The sequence below is a fragment of the Veillonella sp. genome (assembly GCF_018381775.1).
Classification (GTDB): domain Bacteria; phylum Bacillota; class Negativicutes; order Veillonellales; family Veillonellaceae; genus Veillonella.
On the sequence record NZ_JAGZRH010000003.1, the window covers coordinates 182,218 to 200,084 of the forward strand.

The window sequence follows — 17,867 nt, forward strand, 5'->3', positions numbered from 1 at the left end:
TATATTACTCACCACAGAATTCTTTAGTTAAAGCTCCAAGAATTTCCATGCCCTTTGTAATTTCTTCTACTGTTGGTACAGTATAGCTCAAACGGAATGCATGTCCTTCCCCTGCTCCATCAGCCGCAAAGGCACCACACTTAATAATCCCTACATTTTTGTCCATACATGCTTCGAAGAATTCATCACAATTTACATCCTTAGGCATCGTCATCCATGCGAACATACCACCAGTAGGCTGTGTTAACTTAACCTTTGAGCTTGCATACTTGTTAAAAGCATTTAACAAGGCATCACATTTTGTTTTATAAACTTTACGTACATTTTCTAAATGTGCGTCGTAATCGATTGAGTCCAATACATTAGCTACAACCTTTTGTGTAACTAGTGGCATTTGACCGGCTGTATTATTTTTCAATGCTTGAATAGCTTCAATGACTTTAGCTGGACCAAATAAGAAACCTACGCGCAAACCTGCAGATAAAGTCTTGGAATAAGAACCTGCATAGAGAACACGATTTTCTGTATCAAAGGATTTAAAGGTTGGAATATACTCACCAGCAAAGCGAATCTCACCGTATGGATCATCTTCATAGATAAACAAATCATATTTAGATGCAATAGCATAAATTTCTTTACGGCGTTCCAACGGCATGGTAATGCCTGTTGGATTTTGGAAGTTAGGAATGAGATAAATATATTTTCCCTTGCCAGATTGAGCGGCTTTTTCTAATTCGTTTGGAATCATGCCGTGCTCATCTGTTTTAATACCGAATGCTTTACCACCCATGTTTCGAACGGAATTAATAGCACTGGTGAAAGTAAACTCATCCATGTACACTTCATCGCCTGGCTCTAATACAGTAATTGGTACAAGACCTAATAATTGACCAGCCCCATTAGAGATAATTAGGCCTTGACCTTCTGGGTTCATCTTATGTGTTTTTACTAAACGTTCCAATGTAAGCTCAGCTAGATGTGCATCGCCTTGCATTGGGCCATATTGTAAAAGACTCATAGGATTAGAGTGAACCACTTCGTCAAAAGCCTTTTCAATAACTTCTACAGGAATGGCTTCTGGAGCAGGATTACCGATACCAAAGCTGATAAAGCCTTCTACCCCTACACCACGTTCAAAAACTTCACGAATAAAATTAGGCCCTTTTAAGGTTACACGTTCAGGAAGAGAAAAGCTCATATAATTGCCTCTTTCATATATAATAAGTTCAAAATTTTGAATAAAATTAGAAATTTTTACGCCTCAGGATCGTGATCCTGTTCAGCATTTTTCTTATCCATATAGTTCTTATACACTTTCCATAGTATAAAGTACACCACGCCAGCAACAGCTACGATAATTCCTAGGCGACCCAAATTCTCTTGGTAGTTTACGATATCAGTACCGATAGCCACTTCTAAAGCTGTAGCTGGGAATTTACCGATTAAATTCGCTAAGATATAATCTCTTGGTGTAATCTTACTAATGGCGCCTAATGCTGTAATAACTCCAGACGGAAAATATGGCAGGGATCGTGCAAATAACATGACCACAAAACCATTTTTACCGGAGAAATCATCAACTTTCATCAATACCGTACTCTTCGCAATCAACTTGTCTGCTGTATCCCGCAAGAAGTAACGCATAATGTAAAAGCTAATAACTACGCCAATCGTTTCAGCTAGCCAAGAAATAATTATGCCTGGCCACATGCCAAACACCAAACCATTCGCAGTGGAGATGAAAATAGATGGCAAGAATCCTACAGCGTTGACGAAAATATCGAGGACCATACTCACCACCATGGCCATAGGACCAAAGCTTTGAATATATTCTGCTACCTCCTCCATAGATCCACTAGTAGATAAATGCCACATTGTGGGATAAAACGTAGGATCTGCAATATTTATGCCAATTAATAGGATAATAAAGCCTATGCCTGCTATTAACTGTACCCAGCCCTCTCCAGAAGGCTTTAAATTTCTTTTACTCATATATTACCTCGTGTTTAAAAAAAACTATCTTAATTATATCACGTATTCTATAGAACTGTTATATGTAAGAACCTAAACATTCTATTTATCTAATTACTACCAGTTAAAAATATTACCATTCAAACTTTTATATGTTATTTTTCAATTATCACCAGTTAAAAATATTGGAATTATAAATTATATGGTCTACCTTTATAGATACTACCAGTTAAAAGTAATTACTTTTAACTGGTAGTATCTATAAAATATGTATAATTACATTAGCATAAAAATTATGGAAAGTTGTATAATACTATTATAACGAGAATATTCTTAATGAAAGAAGGTATATTATGGTATCAGCAGGTCAAACAGCTACAGCGACTGTAACAGTTACAGAATCTAATATTGCTAAAACAATGAAATCCGGTTCTTTAGAGGTCTTTGCCACACCAGCTATGTGTGCATTAATGGAAGAAGCAGCACAAGCAGCAGTACAACCATATTTAGAAGATGGTGAAGGCACTGTAGGTATTGCCCTATCCATTACTCATGAGGCCCCTACTCCACTTGGTGCAACAGTAACTGCTAAAGCTACAGTTAGCGCTGTAGAAGGACGTAAAATAACCTTTGATATTGAAGCATCTGACGGTATTGGTATCATCGGTCGCGGCACACATGAACGATTTGTTATTAATAACGAAAAATTCATGGCTAAAGTAGTAAGTCGTGCAAAATCTAACTAATAACTAGTTTTACTAATAGTCTATAACTAATTTTACAATAGCCTCATTTCTAATTTAACATAACAAAATAAAACAAAAATGGCAGCTATCCAACGATAGATGCCATTTCTATTTACATGTTAAATTATATAATCTACTAGATTAATCTATTAAAAGATTAGCAAATTTTAACTACCCAACCTTCAGGAGCTTCAATTTCACCGTGTTGAATGCCAAGTAATGTGTCATATAATTTTTTAGTGATAGGACCCATGTCATCCATACCTGCAGGTACATTAATAGTGCCTTCTGGAGTATCAATTTGACCTACTGGAGAAATAACGGCAGCAGTACCACAAAGGCCAACTTCTGCAAAGTCTTTTAATTCATCTTTATGAACAGGGCGATTTTCTACAGTCATACCAAGATAGTGTTCTGCTACATACATCAAAGAACGACGTGTAATGGATGGCAAGATACTATCGGATTTAGGTGTAACTAATTTACCATCTTTAGTGATGAAGATAAAGTTCGCACCACCTGTTTCTTCTACATGTGTACGAGTAGCCGCATCAAGGTACATGTTTTCTGCATAACCTTTGTTATGAGCATCAGTGATAGCATACAAACTCATAGCATAATTCAAACCAGCTTTAATATGGCCAGTACCATGAGGAGCGGCACGATCAAAATCAGTGATACGAATTTTGATTGGTTTAGCGCCACCTTTGAAGTAAGGGCCTACTGGTGTAGTAAATACACGGAATTGATATTCATCTGCAGGTTTTACACCGATAACGGAGTTTGTACCCATCATGTATGGACGAATATAAAGGCTTGCACCATGACCATAAGGAGGAACAAAGTCTTTATTTGCTTTTACAACTTCTTTTACAGCTTCAAGGAAACGACCTTCAGGTAATGTAGGCATTACAAGGCGTTCACAAGATTGATTCAAACGAACTGCATTCAAATCTGGACGGAAGCATACGATGTGACCATCTTTAGTGTAGTATGCTTTCAAACCTTCAAAGACAGTTTGAGCGTATTGGAATACACCAGCACATTCATTAAGAACAACGTTAGCATCAGTAATTAATCCGCCTTCGTCCCATTTACCATCTTTATATGTAGTTAAATAACGGTAGTCGGTTTCTACATAACCAAAACCGAGATTATCCCAATCGATATTCTTGCTCATAACAATAACCTCCATGCTTATTAATATACTTATAATCTTAACACTATGAGCAAGTTATTTCAACATATTCTATAGAGAACAGAAATTAGACATATAATAATTTAAGTATACTTAAGTACAAAATATAGAATACCACTTATTTTGATGCCTTATAAATCATATGGATCATCATATCTATAACGATTGGTATCATAAATAATCTCTAAGTCTTTATCTATAATAAATTTAGTTCGTTTCAAATCATAAGGTACGTCGTAACGCGTATGATATGAAATAGATTCTACACGACCAGTACGAACCGCATTATCGGATCCAAACGGAACTTTTACAATATCCCCTTCATATATATCATTTCTATCGGTACGATAATAAAGTTCCTGGTTTATCTTAAAAATATATACTGAACAATACGTATAAATCCTTCTATCAGATGTATGATTTGATTGTAAAAACTCTTGTAAAGATTTATCTCTTGTTTGAGTACATATAAAACTAATTAGATTTTTATACCAAGTGGGCACATACTGATCAGTTACATTCCCTATAAACAATGTATCTTCTTTATGCGCCCATTTAATACGTACTGTTACTATACCACCACGAGCAGGGTCTCTATCAAGATTATGGCTTTCACTAAGACTAAAGGTATTTAAATTATACAATGTATCACCAAGGTGAAAGTCAATATCTTGTTTTAGCTGATGAATCATCTGTGTATCTACATACTCGCTACAACTATGACTAGAGTGTCCAAATTGCTTACTATTACAATCGATGGAAATAGAAGACCGAGTCCAATTAAAACTCAATATATTTTTGTCACCATATTCTTGATATATATTTTTTTGCACTTCAATATAAATCTCTTGAATTCTATCTTTTTCACGATTTCCATCAAATAAAAGCAATGTAGGCGCCTCTAAAATTTGTCTAAATAATATAGACATAGCCCTCATATCATTATCAAAGGGAAATTCATATATGAACTCTTGCCCTTCAGTGTTGATGAGCTGCACTTGAACAGCACACTCATCCTCATCATATAGGACAATATTATCAGAAAACCTACGCCCCATAAGCTCTAGTAGATATTCTTTTTGAGCCTTCTCAATTGAGTACTCCGTAGTATTGAAGGATTCTATTTTACCCTCTAGAGGTTTACAAATATGCTCCCATTTAATGCCATAGGTAACACTTATGGCTTCCTTAATAGAAATATGTTGTGTCTCTTCAATATAGTAATCTTTACGATTTAATTTCACTTCTTTGGGAACGCCATCTGGTAAATCACCATACCAACTGCCCGTACTTATAATGTCACAAGATGCTACAGAGCCTATAAATCGATTTGTCATATTTCTACGCATATACATAGGATATCCTCCTTTTATTACTTTTTTTGAGTATACCAAATAGGATGTGATAAAAATGCCTCTATATAATTATTTCGTCAAAAATATTTTTTACATACCGATTTATATTATAATTAGCTTAAGATATAAATGTCCCATCTCTTAAGGAGGTATCTCTCATGAAAGAATCTACTAACCGTACCCTAATTTCCAATCCGAAAAGTATCATTTGTATTGGTTTAAATTATGCAGATCATATTGCAGAAACTAGTCTTGCAACTCATGATTTTCCAGAAATCTTTATGAAAACCTCTAATGCATTAGCAGGTAATCACGATACGATTACTATTGAAGATGAATCCTTGCATGTTGATTACGAAGGCGAACTGGTAATCATCATCGGAAAATCTGGTAAAAATATACCTAGAGAAAAAGCTACGGAACATATCTTAGGGTTTACCGTTGGCAACGACGTATCTGCGCGTACCTTACAATTTAGAGGCTCCCAATGGATTCTCGGTAAATCGTTAGATAATTTTGCCCCTATTGGTCCTACCATTATTCCTCCCCATATATTTGATTTTGAAAGTGCCACTATTACGACCACTGTAAATGGCGAGATACGTCAACAAGCCAAATTACAACAAATGATATTTAAGCCGGATGCTATTATAGAATTTGTGTCTCAATATATTACACTACAGGAAGGTGACATTATCTTTACGGGTACTCCTAGTGGTGTTGTACTCGGTAAAAATGAAAGTAAATACTCTTGGTTAAAACCAGGGGATACAGTTAGTGTTTCAATAAGCGGTATCGGAACCTTAGAAAACAAATTTATTTAAAATAGATACTTTATTAAAGTTTTGTATTTTGCTCATATTCTAATTATTACCTTATCTATTTACTTTACAATTAAATATAAATAGACACAAAAAGAGATTACCTATATGTATATCTAACTATACATAAGAATAATCTCTTTTCTTATTTTTACTTTATTATGATTTACCTTGTTATTATTCTTTTGTGATTATCGATATTTTATATTAACGATTACTTTATTTATGCTTCGCCTCTAGGTCTAACATATATTTCTTTCGTTCAATGCCCCCTGCATAGCCAGTTAGTTTACCATTACTACCGATAACTCGATGACAAGGAATGATAATAGAAATAGGATTATGACCTACGGCACCTCCTACTGCTTGGGCAGACATCGTTTCTTTTCCTTGGTGCTTTGCAATCTCTTTACCAATATCACCATAGGTAGTAGTTGCTCCATAAGGGATTGTTTGTAACACGGCCCATACAGATTTACGGAACTCAGTACCTTCTAGTTGTATCGGTGGCGTAATAAATGGTTTTTGTCCTTTAAAATATTGATCTAGCCACATAATGGTCACTTCAAATGGCCCTGTTAGTTGCTCAATATACTCCGCATCATCATAACTTGGAGCATGTGCTTCATCTACAAAAAATAAGTCTGTTAAGTATGATAATGTACCAAGCATAATCATAGTTCCTAATGGGCTTTCATAGGTATATTTATAATTCATAGTACATTAACTCCTTCTCAAGATAACAAATCATTCAACACTTTTAGTATATCATCATTAAATGGTATTGTATTATGCTGAATTTCAAATGGAATCGTTTGCTTTTCCACATTAATTGGCACATATAATGCATCTATATTATCGTCTGCCATCCGCATAAATGGGTATTTAATAATCATGGGAGTATTAAATCCTACACCTAATTCTAACAATACAATAGGTTTATCTTTATACGTCTCTACAAAAGCGGTATATCTTTTCTGCGCCGCATACCACCCTTCATCTTGAACAAAAGTGCTATCAATACGAAGATTCATGGTCATTGGTCTCCCACATTTAGGACAATGAGGAATCAAGTGTGTAGGAATTTTCATATCTCTTTGCTCATCTACCATACGCTGTACTTGTTCTTTATTATCATAGGTCTTTTGATGACATGGCTCTGAGCACTGCCACAACCCATAATCCCCCTGCATATAGTAAAACTTATTTTTATCTACACCGGCTAATTGCATTTGATGATCTACATTTGTAGTAATGACAAAATAGTTTTTACCTTCTAATAATTTCATTAACTGAAGATAAGGTTCACCGACTTGTATGTCATATCGATTATAGTACGTAAGACGACTAAAAAACGCCCAATATTCTTCCAGACTTTCATAATTATAAAATCCGCCTGAATACATATCGGTTATACCATATTTTTTGTAAAAGTCGTCAAAGTATTTGTGAAAGCGTTCCCCACTATAGGTAAATCCTGCTGCAGTTGACATGCCTGCACCTATACCAACTAATAAGGCATCCGCATTGTTAATCGCTTCTTTTACACGGTGTATATTATCCCAATAATTTGTTGTAGATGTCATAATCTATATCCTTAAATACATTAAATACCACTTGGATTTTACTATTACTTTCTTTTAAATAGGTTCTCACAGTATGGACCGCAATTTGTGCCGCCTCTTCATTTGGAAATCTAAACTCACCGGTAGAGATACAACAGAATGCAATGGAATGTAAGTTGTAAGCATTGGCTAGTTGTAAACAAGACCGATAGCAAGAAGCTAATTCATTTCGCTCTTTATCTGTTACCTCTTCGTAAATAATAGGTCCCACCGTGTGAAGTACATGCTTTGTTGGTAAATTATATCCATAGGTCATACGTGCTACACCCGTTTTTTCAGGCATCTCCATATACTCAATCATTCTAGCACATTCCATACGAAGCTCAATACCGGCAAAGGTATGAATAGCATTATCGATACATCTATGGTTAGGCGCAAAGCATCCAAGCAATTGATTATTGGCTGCATTTACAATAGCATCTACAGATAATCGAGTAATATCACCTTGCCATAAAAAAATTTGAGGCTCTCGTTCTTCCATATCACGAATGGTTACGATGCCCTTTTCATGGGCTAATGTATTTAAATATTCATCCTCTACCTTCATCCACTCAGCAGGCATAGTACCAGCAGGGCGAATATTACATAAAGATCTAAAGAGGGTAAATTGCTCTTCTTCATTCATAGGGATATCTAAATGTTCGTTATGTTTCTCATTGTACTCTGTTACTAAGCCTTCAAGTAAATAGCGTAATCGTTCTTGCTGTGTCATATGTAACTCCTTTTAGTATAGACTATACTTTCACCTATTATATAACAAAAAACTGCTAGCACATATGTATATGCTAGCAGTAACTTTACTGTGACTATATTATATTAAATTTTAAGGTCTTACAAAAGCTTGACCGCCATGGTTGACGAGGATATCCCCATCTAGTACCTTTGTGGTAACGTTTTGTAAGCTACTTTGGATTTGGCTCATCATAAAGCGATAGCCAGGACTGTTTACATGTTTTGTAAGGGCTGCTTGGTCGCTATAGATTTGAATGACATACCAATGATTTTTTACATTTCTTTCACGAAGCACATAGCCAGCCTTATAGCCCGCATCATCGCGTACGGACCGTTCAATATCGAGTTGGTATTGACGTTGTACTGTGTCCATATCATTGCTATTAACAGTAAACTCTGTCAAAGTCACTACGGCTTTACCATCATTCACGATAGATAACGCATCTTTTTTCTCAAACAACAGTACAGACTGTACGTCATACATTTTACGGTTTGTTAATTTAGAACCTACTTCATTAACAAAGGATTGATAATGATCAGATTTGCGATGTGTTTCAATGGCAGCTAAATCTTTATAAATCTCTACTACATAAGATTCAGATGGATTGCCTTTTACATGCGCTACATTCATAGATAATGTATTAGGTTCTTTCTCCATAGATGCTGTTAGATTCGCAACACCTGCACTGTTATATGTGCCCTGTAACTCTGTAGGAACTTGATAGCGATACATGCCTACACTAGGTGCTGTGTCTAAACCTTCATCACGTTCCATAACAAGAGCTGCAAAGGACGTGCTCACACCTAATACTGCAATCGCTGAGGTTACAAGAATGCGTTTTAATAATTTTCTATTCATACATGCTCCAGTTCGACTAAATTACAATGTAATATATTCTACTATTGTACCATGTTCTTCAATAAGTTTAACTAAATCTTTTCCTTGGAGCCATACGGTAGCATCATTTTGATTTGGATGTATCCCGATTAGATTATCTTTATAATCCGCATCAATGTAGTAATGTACCTTACGCTCTTCATCGTGGAGCAAGCAGAATGGAGATACGTGACCTGGTTTAATCTTCAAAATATCCCATAGCTCTTCTTCGGAACCAAAGGAAATCTTTTTAAGCTTATGATCCTTACGGAACTGTTTTAGATCTACACGCTTGGAACCACGAACGGTAATCAAATAATAATGTTCCCGTTTATGGTCTCGAATGAATAAATTCTTCGCACCCCACTCAGGATATGGCAACTCTACATTAGGCTTGTCATCCATACTAAATAGCGGTGCGTGATCCGTAATCTCAAAATCGATATGATGGTCACGTAGGCAATCATATACGCCTTGTTTATCTAACATGTAATACCTCTAATATAATTTGGTGAAAGTAGACATCATAGTTAAAGCAACTATATATGCGCTAATTATACACCAATTTTATTCTGAGACTGTATAGGTTCCATCAAATACAAATAACTCTGGATGTTCATGTACAAATACATCTTCAAATATGCCATCATATTCGTAAACTACATCGTCTTTTCCATCTAGGAAATCGAATAATTCAGCCTCATTCTTCCAATCTTGTAAAATAGTCCATCGTTCAGCTCTATCAAATGGAATAGAGCCGCCAAAGTAATCGATTACAGATTGTAAATTATCTGCTAGTATATCCATCTTGAAGAGGCGTAACCCTGCAAGAGCATCCTCCCATACAATGCCCGTAGAGTTATAGAAGAACTGATGATGCCCACCATTATTAACCTCAGCGAAATACCAGCATATAGCGTTAAGATATCTTTGCTCTACGGTGAAGCCTTTTGCAGATTCTAAATAGTCATCATAAGAACCATAAATATTGATAGTCCAATAAGCAGGCTCATTTATAGTCCACATATCATCGGTAGCTAAAATTTCTTCTACAGTGATAGTTCGTTGACGAGGTACACCTTCTCTTTTCTTCTTTTTCTCTGCTATATACTTGCTATAGTTTAAGCATAAATCAGGATAGTCAACTTCACATTTTTCAAAATCCATTTGTAAACGGCACATATCCATGACTTCAAAGCAGTATTCCTTTATATCATTGCGACCTTCTTTAGTCGCTAATCGTACACCATTATCTACTAAAGCTAACATCTGTTGCATATTCTCTGATGTATAAGCCTCATGATTAGTAGAAGCAATAGATCCATGGGAGTACGCACAGCGATAATGCCACACTGCATCTCTATGTTCTGTATCGATGGTCTTAAATACTTTAATAGCTTCTTCTGGTTTATCGTTATTGTTATAGGCTCTACCAAGCTCGCCTAATAAAGGTACAGATAAGTTATCGATGCCAACCCCCGTCAATACATCGATAATGATTTCCTCTTGACCGATATCATTAAGATCTTTAATAGTTTGTAACTGTTCAGCATCAGACAAAGATAAAAATTGCTCAACACTCATAGACATACAATACACTTCCCCTCATATCATTAATATGTATATGAACTCATCTTATCATAATAATAACAAACAACACAAAATAATAATCACAAAACAATAACTGACTAATTTTAAAATAATAGTTTATAACAAAACAGCTATTTACTAGCTACCAAGCCATACGACAAATACAGGAGTACCTTCATCATCATCAGAAACATCGTCGGCATCGTCAGCATCGAATTCATGGTCATCATAGGCTAGATTTTCAAAGAATACATGATCACCGAGTTCTTTATTGGCCATTAAGTTATGTAGCTTGAAAAGAAGCTCTTCAGTAGTAAAGTACTGGCCATTATCTGCTTTTAGGCGAGCATAGATTTCAACTTGCCACATACCATCTTCTTTATCGTATTCTTCTAATTCATCGTCTTCGTACAAGTATTCATTAGGATGAAGCTGACTTTTACTTTCAATCCATGCTTCATAGCTTACAAGAATTTCAGGCTCTACTAATGGCGGTAAATTATCACGATTAACATTATGCTCTTCTAAGCATTCATAAAACGCCTTAAGAAACTCTTCTCTAGTATAAGTAGTTTTATTGAAAACCCAAGGAATTCCCTTAAACTCATGATAGTAACCTTCATATATTTTATTACCATCTTTATCAGTACCGAGATATTCAATCTGCTCAGTATTCTCATCCTTGTTAAACAGCTTTTTAATCGTATCAAAAATCATAGGATAATCCTCCTTGTCATCCTTTGAACTAATAGAGGTTAATAGTACTCTACTACTTCACAACACCAAACTAATCTATGTATCTAAAGTAGCTGTTTTGCCATTTTTATGGCAATATATCAGCCATCAATAGCAAAGTAATTTAAATCTTCAAACTCATCGTCCCAAAATTCAAAGCAAAATATATGCGTATAATCAAAGGTTTGTTCACAATATGTTACAGTACCTAGCTCTGGATCAATTTGAGGGATACCGATCCGTTCTTTCACATCATCTATAGTAATAGATTCATCATACATTTCTCGAATGTCTTCAAGCATAAAAGCAGCAATCTTATCAATATTTTTATGGTAATTTTTGGCAAGAACTTTTACAGTATCTAAATAATCACCTGATGGTTTCTCATCCCAACAGAATTCTAAGCCTTCATAAAGAAGTCTATAATCACAATATCTCTCATTATATACGAGTTCATTTTCACTCATAGGCAGCCTCTCGCTCATCACAATGCTTTGATTTCAAAATCACTAAAATACTTTCTCAATATTTTACACGAAGGCTATATAAAATAACGTAGCCAAAAGCACAAAAGTACAATAATTTAATTTATTTTATTACTGTTATAAGTTTGCGTGTATAGTAAGTGCCCTTCGCATAAGCGAAGGGCTAATCTATTATATCTCTATTAGTTAGCTACCACAGCATGTATAGAATACAGGTATACCATCTTCGTTATCTATAAGCCCGTAGCCTTCACATTCATGGCCTTCGTATTCAATACCTTCAAAGAATACGTGATCACCCAGTTCTTTATTGGCCATTAGATTATGCAATTTAAAGAGCAACTCTTCTCTTGTAAAATATGTACCATTATCAGCTACGAGATGAGCCATGATTTCTACTTGCCACATACCATCTTCTTTATCATCTTCAAGTAGCTCTTCATCGGCTACACGTTCATTATCAAAAAGCTGGTCTACACTTTCAATCCAAGCTTCATAGGTTACTAGAATTTCAGGTTCTTCTAATATATCATTGTCATCTACTTGATCATCATCTGCATATTTCTCTACTACTTTATTATATTCTTTTGAAAACTCATCTCTGTTATATGTATGTTTATTAAATACCCAATGGACTACATCATATGTAGGATAATTATCTTCTTCACATTCATTAATATCTCCAGTAACTTTACCTTCCGTAGTAACTTTATCTTCTATAGTATCTTTACTATTTTTCTTATCAAAGACATTCTTAATAGTTTCATATACCAAAGGATAATCCACCTTGTACTCTTTTGGCTTAATTTTAAATAGGTGATATTTTACCACTTCACAGCACCAACCAAGTTGTTTATCTAAATGGGCTTCTTTCGTCATTTTTATGCCCGTTTCTATTAATTGTAATGCCTTCTGTACATGTTCAGATTCATAGCTTTTACCATACCCTAGCATCCCATGAGCATAGCCACAACGATAATACCAAGACCAATCGCGATGTGCCTCATCGATACGTTCAAATAAATCAATAGCCTCTGCTGCGCGGCCATTATTATTATACATACGTCCTAAGGCGCTTAACAATATAGGCGACAAATTATCAATGCCTATGTTAGTTAATAACTCCATCGCACGCTTGAAATCGATGCCCTCTTGTTCATTAAGGAGCTTAACCTTTTCTGTATCACTTAAAGATTGAAATTCTTCATCCGTAATCTCTTCTATACTGAAATATAAGTTCTTAATAAAGTCACCAAAATTATCTGCTAACGGAGTAATTGAGTAATCACATTCTTGATCTACACGTACAACCTTAGGTTCACCAGTAGGACCACACTCACGATAATCGAGGAAAATCATGTCGTGACCGCCGGAAATTGTATCGGCTACAACGATACCGATAGGGGGATATTTTACTTTTGAAATCCAAAATTCATTACCCATCTCACCTAAAAGAGAGTATTTTTTATCTCTATCGATGCCATATATTCCTATTATATATACACAATCGTCATCATCGTTAATAAAACAATTTTTATTTACTACACCACCATTATGGTTTTTAAGTAGCTCTATATATGCTGTAGGCAATATATAGCCTAGTTCAGCTTCAGCATTCTTAATATCTTCATCGGTAACATCTCTACCTATATAGGACTCAAATGCATAATCGGTGTCTTTCCAAAATCCAGTCCAATTGAAATCTTTTAGATTACTCATGATACTCTCTCCTAGCCAAATAGATATAATCTAACCACATTTTATGTCATCAATAGAATATTTTTTTATTAAAGCTTTCACCTCACGCCGTATCAAAATGGTATCTATAATATAGGAAAAAATGATATAAGGAGATACGTTAATAATCCCGACAGGGGCCAATATAAGGGCTGCCCACAATAAATTCAGCGAATACGCATACCACTTAAAATCAATGGTATTTAAAAATGGTATAACATAGTCAATAACTCTTATTTCCCATTGCATTAATGGGTTCAATTCCTCACTTGTGCCTAATAGCCAAGTGAAAGTAAGGGCAAATATCAAACCATATACTATGCCAACTGGAATCAATATCTTCGCTCTCTTTTTTAATAGATCACGGCAAATCTCATCTTCTTCCTCTGGTGTTACATCGTATACCATATTACATTCAATCTGAATCCGTCTAAATCGATAGCGAATATACTTATACAAAAGGTTATTCGGTGTATATAGCATAATAAGCTCCACAGTATCCTTTACAGGCTTTCCATCTTCGGTCTTAAATCTAACACGATTTCCCAACTATCTAATGTAGGAACCTTACGATGTGCAATAAAATCTTCTATGATCTGTAATACCTCTTGATGGCCCAGCTCATTCTTACCATATATGATGGCGCCTCGGTCACCATCATTAGTTACACTAAGCTCTATATGTAATAAATCGGTATCTCGATCACTACAAACCTGTACAAAGTTATATAGTTTATTATCTATGGAGATTGCCTTTGATGGAGAGATAACTACAAAGTCTTGCTCTTGGTCCTCAATAGCATACAGATTTTGTTCAACTTCATTCAATGTAATACCTTCATATTTATAGGTGCCTACATCAATGGACCAATCCCTATATGTTTTCTCAAATGTATCTGTCATATGTATTGCCTCTCCTTTACGATATACGCTAAAACAAGGTTTCTAATTGACCGGCCATATCGGACATAAACTCATCAAATTTACAAAGTTCTCGTAACTCTTGATGTTCTATATCATAACAACCAATCTTTTTAGATTTAGGGTCCCATACAATTTGCCACTCGTTATATTCGCCTAGTTCTTTAGATAAACGTAATAGATTACGACGACCTAATTTAAATGGAATCGTATCAATAAGTGGGAAGAACTCTATAGATATAAAATCGGAGTCTGGTAATTCAAAGTAAAGATGATCGCCCTCTAAAAAATTTACTAATGCTTTAGGTAATTTAAACGGCTTTAATTGATCCATTTTATTTTGTATATCATGGAACTCAACAGGCTCTAAGGATTTAAAATACTCGGCCATTTCCATATCGCCTTTTTCAAGGGCAATGCTATAGGGGCGCATGCCATCATTTTCCGTGATGGTCACGTCAGCTCCATGTTCTACCAAATAGTTACACATCTTTAAATCCACATACCGTGCTGCTACACATAATGGCGTTGGCTTAAAGGGATACACAGAATCAGGCTTGTTGTAGTTAATATCAACACCATTATGAATAAAGAAATCTAGAACCTCATAATTTCTATCTGTAATGGCATTTCTGAAAGCTTTACCGCCATACTTCTGTACCGTATGGCCTAAGTCATGAATAATCTGTAAGTGATTATATTTCTTGCCATATAAGGCAGCTTGAAAAGCATCTACTTTCACACGGTTCAAGGCGTGAATATAAGCACCATGAGCTACAACATAGTCTATAATCTCTTTATTACCATACCGTACAGCTAATAAGAAACTTGGATTTTCCTCATCGTTAATATCAGCGCCATTCTCCACTAACCATTGAATACTTGGCAAGCAACACATAACCAAAGCTAATTCTAAAGGTGTATGCTCACTATACTCACCAATTTCTATGAGTTGATTAATATCCCAACCATTGGCTAATGCATTTTCTAAAGCGCTAATATTTCCTGTTACAATATCTGTTACGATATGAGGCACTGATTCAAATGTACCTAAATCTTTTAACCGTATCATATCTCTCTCCCATGAACTATATTTTTAAAATGATTATCACTAATTACATTATATTACATTTATAAGTATGATAGTATAGTAAAAGCCCTTCGCTTATGCGAAGGGCTTAACTATTATTTGTCTATTTCAAGTCCATTGATAAAAGCAAATTTAATCATATCGGATCCATAAAACTCACTTTTATCTAATGAAATATTTTCTTTTGGCATGTCTTTCAACTGATTATAAAAGCCAATATATCTAGATTTTAACTTATCCTTTTGAATTATTTTATTAAAATACTGTTGCGCTTTGGCTTTTCCACCAAAATGATAAATATAATACAGTAAATTATGATCGATTATATCTCCATCTATAAACTTTTCAATATTACTTTCTGTATCTTCAAAATCATCAAATATTGGCATGATATGTTCCTCAAGTAATTTGCTAACTTCATCTACAGTATACTGATAGCTTGCTCCTGCTAATTGATACCAGTGCCATTCATTTCGATTTAACAAACGCCCCAATTCTCCGCCATAAACAAAACCGTTATGAATTTTAGCTTTTGTCATGGATTTAGAGTGGATTGCAATATGTGGAACAAATTCTACGCTATATGCATAGTTATTTCTATTGGCCTGAAAGTATATCTCAAAAGTAAGGTCTTTATTTTTAGATGATTTCTTTAACTTCTGACCTTTACTAACTACCTTAAAATCAGGGAATTTACTTGCAATCTCTTGCCAAGCTTTTTCACATAATTCTCTAGGTTTCATGATTATAAAAGTTCTCCCCCATATTATACGGTTAATTATTTTATAGATTTCCCTCAACTACTATAACAGATGTATGTTGAAGTGCTTCCTTTATCCAAGCAATAAATGTGTTTAAAAACTCTTTCTCTTCTTTACTAAAGTTTATAAGATCACCTTCAATATTATGAATTATTTTAATCCAGTAATCTTTCTTAATCCAATTATCAAAGCATACATCAAATCTATCTCTTTCAGTATTATCCGATGCATCTATAATAGGATACACTTGATTAAAATAAGAAACTAAGATATCAAAATCTGGACTATAAACCCGTAATGGCTTTCTATAACAGTGCCAATCCTTCCAACTTGATGAAGAATCAGACGTATCATTAATTTTTAGAGGATTAAAATCTAATCGTATGTGCTCACCTAATGGTGCATTAAGCCTAAGCTCTATATACTCTTGTTTTTTATAATCCACTGTATTTAGCCATATCATTATAGTTCACTCCATAAACTTCTAAACCAGATATTAAAGTGATGCTTCGCTTCTAGTAAGCAAAGCATCAGCTTCAGCCGTAGGCTGTTTCCAATCATTCTTAACTAATTACATTATATTACATATATAAGTATGAGTGTATAGTAAAAGCCCTTCGCATAAGCGAAGGGCTAATCTATTATTTCTCTTGTACTTGTTTTCCACTCATATGTTCAATAGTTATTTCAAACATTTGTGTTGCTCTCCCATTACGAGCAATTTGTTCATCAGCTAAAGTTTCATCAGGATAATACTTCATAGCAAATTCTTTTAATCGATCTATAGATTCTGGACCTGCCGCTAACAAACGACATCTTCCAAATACGACCACACTTTGTACATACGGTGCCCAGGATTCAGATTCATCAATATGCTCATTACCATATATGGTAAAACATACCTTATCTGAAGTGTTCAATGCATCGACCTTATGACCAGCTTTTGCTCCATGAAAATAAATTTTCTTCTTATCGCAATCATAAAAGTAATTAATAGGAATAGCATAAGGGTATCCATTATCGCCGTTCATGGCAATAATTCCACGACGATTAGATTGTAATAAAGCTTCTGCAGCATTACGATCTATTTCATTTATCTTTTTGCGAACTGGTTTAAACATAATATATCTCCTAATTTTATTTACTTATCCTATTTACAAGATACATAAAAGTACCACTATTAGTATCATCAACTTTAGAATATTCTTTCCAATTTATAGGATA

21 protein-coding genes are annotated in these 17,867 nt (G+C 34.7%); 2 read left to right on the top strand and 19 right to left on the bottom strand.

Annotated features, from left to right (window positions below; translation table 11 throughout):
* Window positions 1-4 precede the first annotated feature (4 nt).
* Together KH109_RS03275 and KH109_RS03280 are read right to left on the bottom strand one after the other, a co-directional pair.
* Entirely contained in the window at window positions 5-1,198 is a 1,194-nt protein-coding gene (locus KH109_RS03275; RefSeq protein ID WP_295215682.1) for a PLP-dependent aminotransferase family protein, read from the bottom strand.
* A gap of 56 nt (window positions 1,199-1,254) precedes the next feature.
* Window positions 1,255-1,992, bottom strand: a complete 738-nt coding sequence (locus tag KH109_RS03280; protein WP_295215685.1) for a TVP38/TMEM64 family protein — start codon at window positions 1,990-1,992, stop codon at window positions 1,255-1,257.
* A gap of 332 nt (window positions 1,993-2,324) precedes the next feature.
* On the opposite strand from KH109_RS03280, the gene KH109_RS03285 reads away from it, so the two are divergent.
* Window positions 2,325-2,717, top strand: a complete 393-nt coding sequence (locus KH109_RS03285; RefSeq protein ID WP_024063893.1) for a thioesterase family protein — start codon at window positions 2,325-2,327, stop codon at window positions 2,715-2,717.
* Window positions 2,718-2,874: 157 nt separating this feature from the next.
* Here KH109_RS03285 and KH109_RS03290 read toward each other — a convergent pair whose 3' ends face one another.
* Together KH109_RS03290 and KH109_RS03295 are read right to left on the bottom strand one after the other, a co-directional pair.
* Window positions 2,875-3,897, bottom strand: a complete 1,023-nt coding sequence (locus KH109_RS03290) for a branched-chain amino acid aminotransferase (protein ID WP_295215688.1) — start codon at window positions 3,895-3,897, stop codon at window positions 2,875-2,877.
* 149 nt (window positions 3,898-4,046) lie between these two features.
* The gene (locus KH109_RS03295; RefSeq protein WP_295215691.1) at window positions 4,047-5,270 is read right to left on the bottom strand and encodes a hypothetical protein; all 1,224 of its coding nucleotides are present in this window, start codon (window positions 5,268-5,270) and stop codon (window positions 4,047-4,049) included.
* Between the two features lie 158 nt (window positions 5,271-5,428).
* Here KH109_RS03295 and KH109_RS03300 point away from each other — a divergent pair, with 158 nt between their 5' ends.
* On the top strand, window positions 5,429-6,094 hold the full coding sequence (locus KH109_RS03300; protein WP_295215694.1) for a fumarylacetoacetate hydrolase family protein: 666 nt from the start codon (window positions 5,429-5,431) through the stop codon (window positions 6,092-6,094).
* Between the two features lie 216 nt (window positions 6,095-6,310).
* Here the strand turns inward: KH109_RS03300 and KH109_RS03305 are convergent, their stop codons facing one another.
* The 15 genes from KH109_RS03305 to KH109_RS03375 all read right to left on the bottom strand — a co-directional run bounded on the left by KH109_RS03305 (window position 6,311) and on the right by KH109_RS03375 (window position 17,764).
* On the bottom strand, window positions 6,311-6,808 hold the full coding sequence (locus KH109_RS03305) for a methylated-DNA--[protein]-cysteine S-methyltransferase (RefSeq protein ID WP_295215697.1): 498 nt from the start codon (window positions 6,806-6,808) through the stop codon (window positions 6,311-6,313).
* 17 nt (window positions 6,809-6,825) lie between these two features.
* The gene (locus KH109_RS03310; protein ID WP_295215699.1) at window positions 6,826-7,677 is read right to left on the bottom strand and encodes a Sir2 family NAD-dependent protein deacetylase; all 852 of its coding nucleotides are present in this window, start codon (window positions 7,675-7,677) and stop codon (window positions 6,826-6,828) included.
* Window positions 7,649-8,428 (bottom strand): protein-ADP-ribose hydrolase, encoded by a 780-nt coding sequence (locus KH109_RS03315; RefSeq protein WP_295215702.1) that lies wholly within the window; start codon window positions 8,426-8,428, stop codon window positions 7,649-7,651. The genes KH109_RS03310 and KH109_RS03315 overlap by 29 nt, the downstream gene beginning before the upstream one ends.
* Before the next feature lie 111 nt (window positions 8,429-8,539).
* Entirely contained in the window at window positions 8,540-9,307 is a 768-nt protein-coding gene (locus KH109_RS03320) for an antibiotic biosynthesis monooxygenase (protein WP_295215705.1), read from the bottom strand.
* Window positions 9,308-9,328: 21 nt separating this feature from the next.
* Window positions 9,329-9,814, bottom strand: a complete 486-nt coding sequence (locus KH109_RS03325) for a YbaK/EbsC family protein (RefSeq protein WP_295215708.1) — start codon at window positions 9,812-9,814, stop codon at window positions 9,329-9,331.
* 78 nt (window positions 9,815-9,892) lie between these two features.
* Window positions 9,893-10,915, bottom strand: a complete 1,023-nt coding sequence (locus KH109_RS03330; RefSeq protein ID WP_295215711.1) for a DMP19 family protein — start codon at window positions 10,913-10,915, stop codon at window positions 9,893-9,895.
* A gap of 138 nt (window positions 10,916-11,053) precedes the next feature.
* Complete coding sequence (locus KH109_RS03335; RefSeq protein ID WP_273297885.1) at window positions 11,054-11,632, bottom strand: hypothetical protein; 579 nt, start codon at window positions 11,630-11,632, stop codon at window positions 11,054-11,056.
* Between the two features lie 119 nt (window positions 11,633-11,751).
* Window positions 11,752-12,117, bottom strand: a complete 366-nt coding sequence (locus KH109_RS03340; protein ID WP_195186011.1) for a hypothetical protein — start codon at window positions 12,115-12,117, stop codon at window positions 11,752-11,754.
* Window positions 12,118-12,321: 204 nt separating this feature from the next.
* Window positions 12,322-13,854, bottom strand: a complete 1,533-nt coding sequence (locus tag KH109_RS03345; RefSeq protein WP_295215716.1) for an SMI1/KNR4 family protein — start codon at window positions 13,852-13,854, stop codon at window positions 12,322-12,324.
* 30 nt (window positions 13,855-13,884) lie between these two features.
* Complete coding sequence (locus KH109_RS03350) at window positions 13,885-14,355, bottom strand: glycosyl transferase family 4 (protein ID WP_295215721.1); 471 nt, start codon at window positions 14,353-14,355, stop codon at window positions 13,885-13,887.
* 20 nt (window positions 14,356-14,375) lie between these two features.
* Window positions 14,376-14,774, bottom strand: a complete 399-nt coding sequence (locus tag KH109_RS03355; RefSeq protein ID WP_295215724.1) for a bacteriocin — start codon at window positions 14,772-14,774, stop codon at window positions 14,376-14,378.
* 28 nt (window positions 14,775-14,802) lie between these two features.
* A complete protein-coding gene (locus tag KH109_RS03360; protein ID WP_295215727.1) occupies window positions 14,803-15,864 on the bottom strand; it encodes an ankyrin repeat domain-containing protein in 1,062 nt (353 codons plus the stop codon).
* Window positions 15,865-15,977: 113 nt separating this feature from the next.
* Complete coding sequence (locus KH109_RS03365) at window positions 15,978-16,625, bottom strand: DUF4304 domain-containing protein (protein WP_295215730.1); 648 nt, start codon at window positions 16,623-16,625, stop codon at window positions 15,978-15,980.
* Between the two features lie 40 nt (window positions 16,626-16,665).
* Complete coding sequence (locus KH109_RS03370; RefSeq protein ID WP_295215733.1) at window positions 16,666-17,106, bottom strand: BdrN protein; 441 nt, start codon at window positions 17,104-17,106, stop codon at window positions 16,666-16,668.
* A 178-nt stretch (window positions 17,107-17,284) separates the two neighbouring features.
* Window positions 17,285-17,764 (bottom strand): pyridoxamine 5'-phosphate oxidase family protein, encoded by a 480-nt coding sequence (locus KH109_RS03375; RefSeq protein WP_295215736.1) that lies wholly within the window; start codon window positions 17,762-17,764, stop codon window positions 17,285-17,287.
* Window positions 17,765-17,867 lie beyond the last annotated feature (103 nt).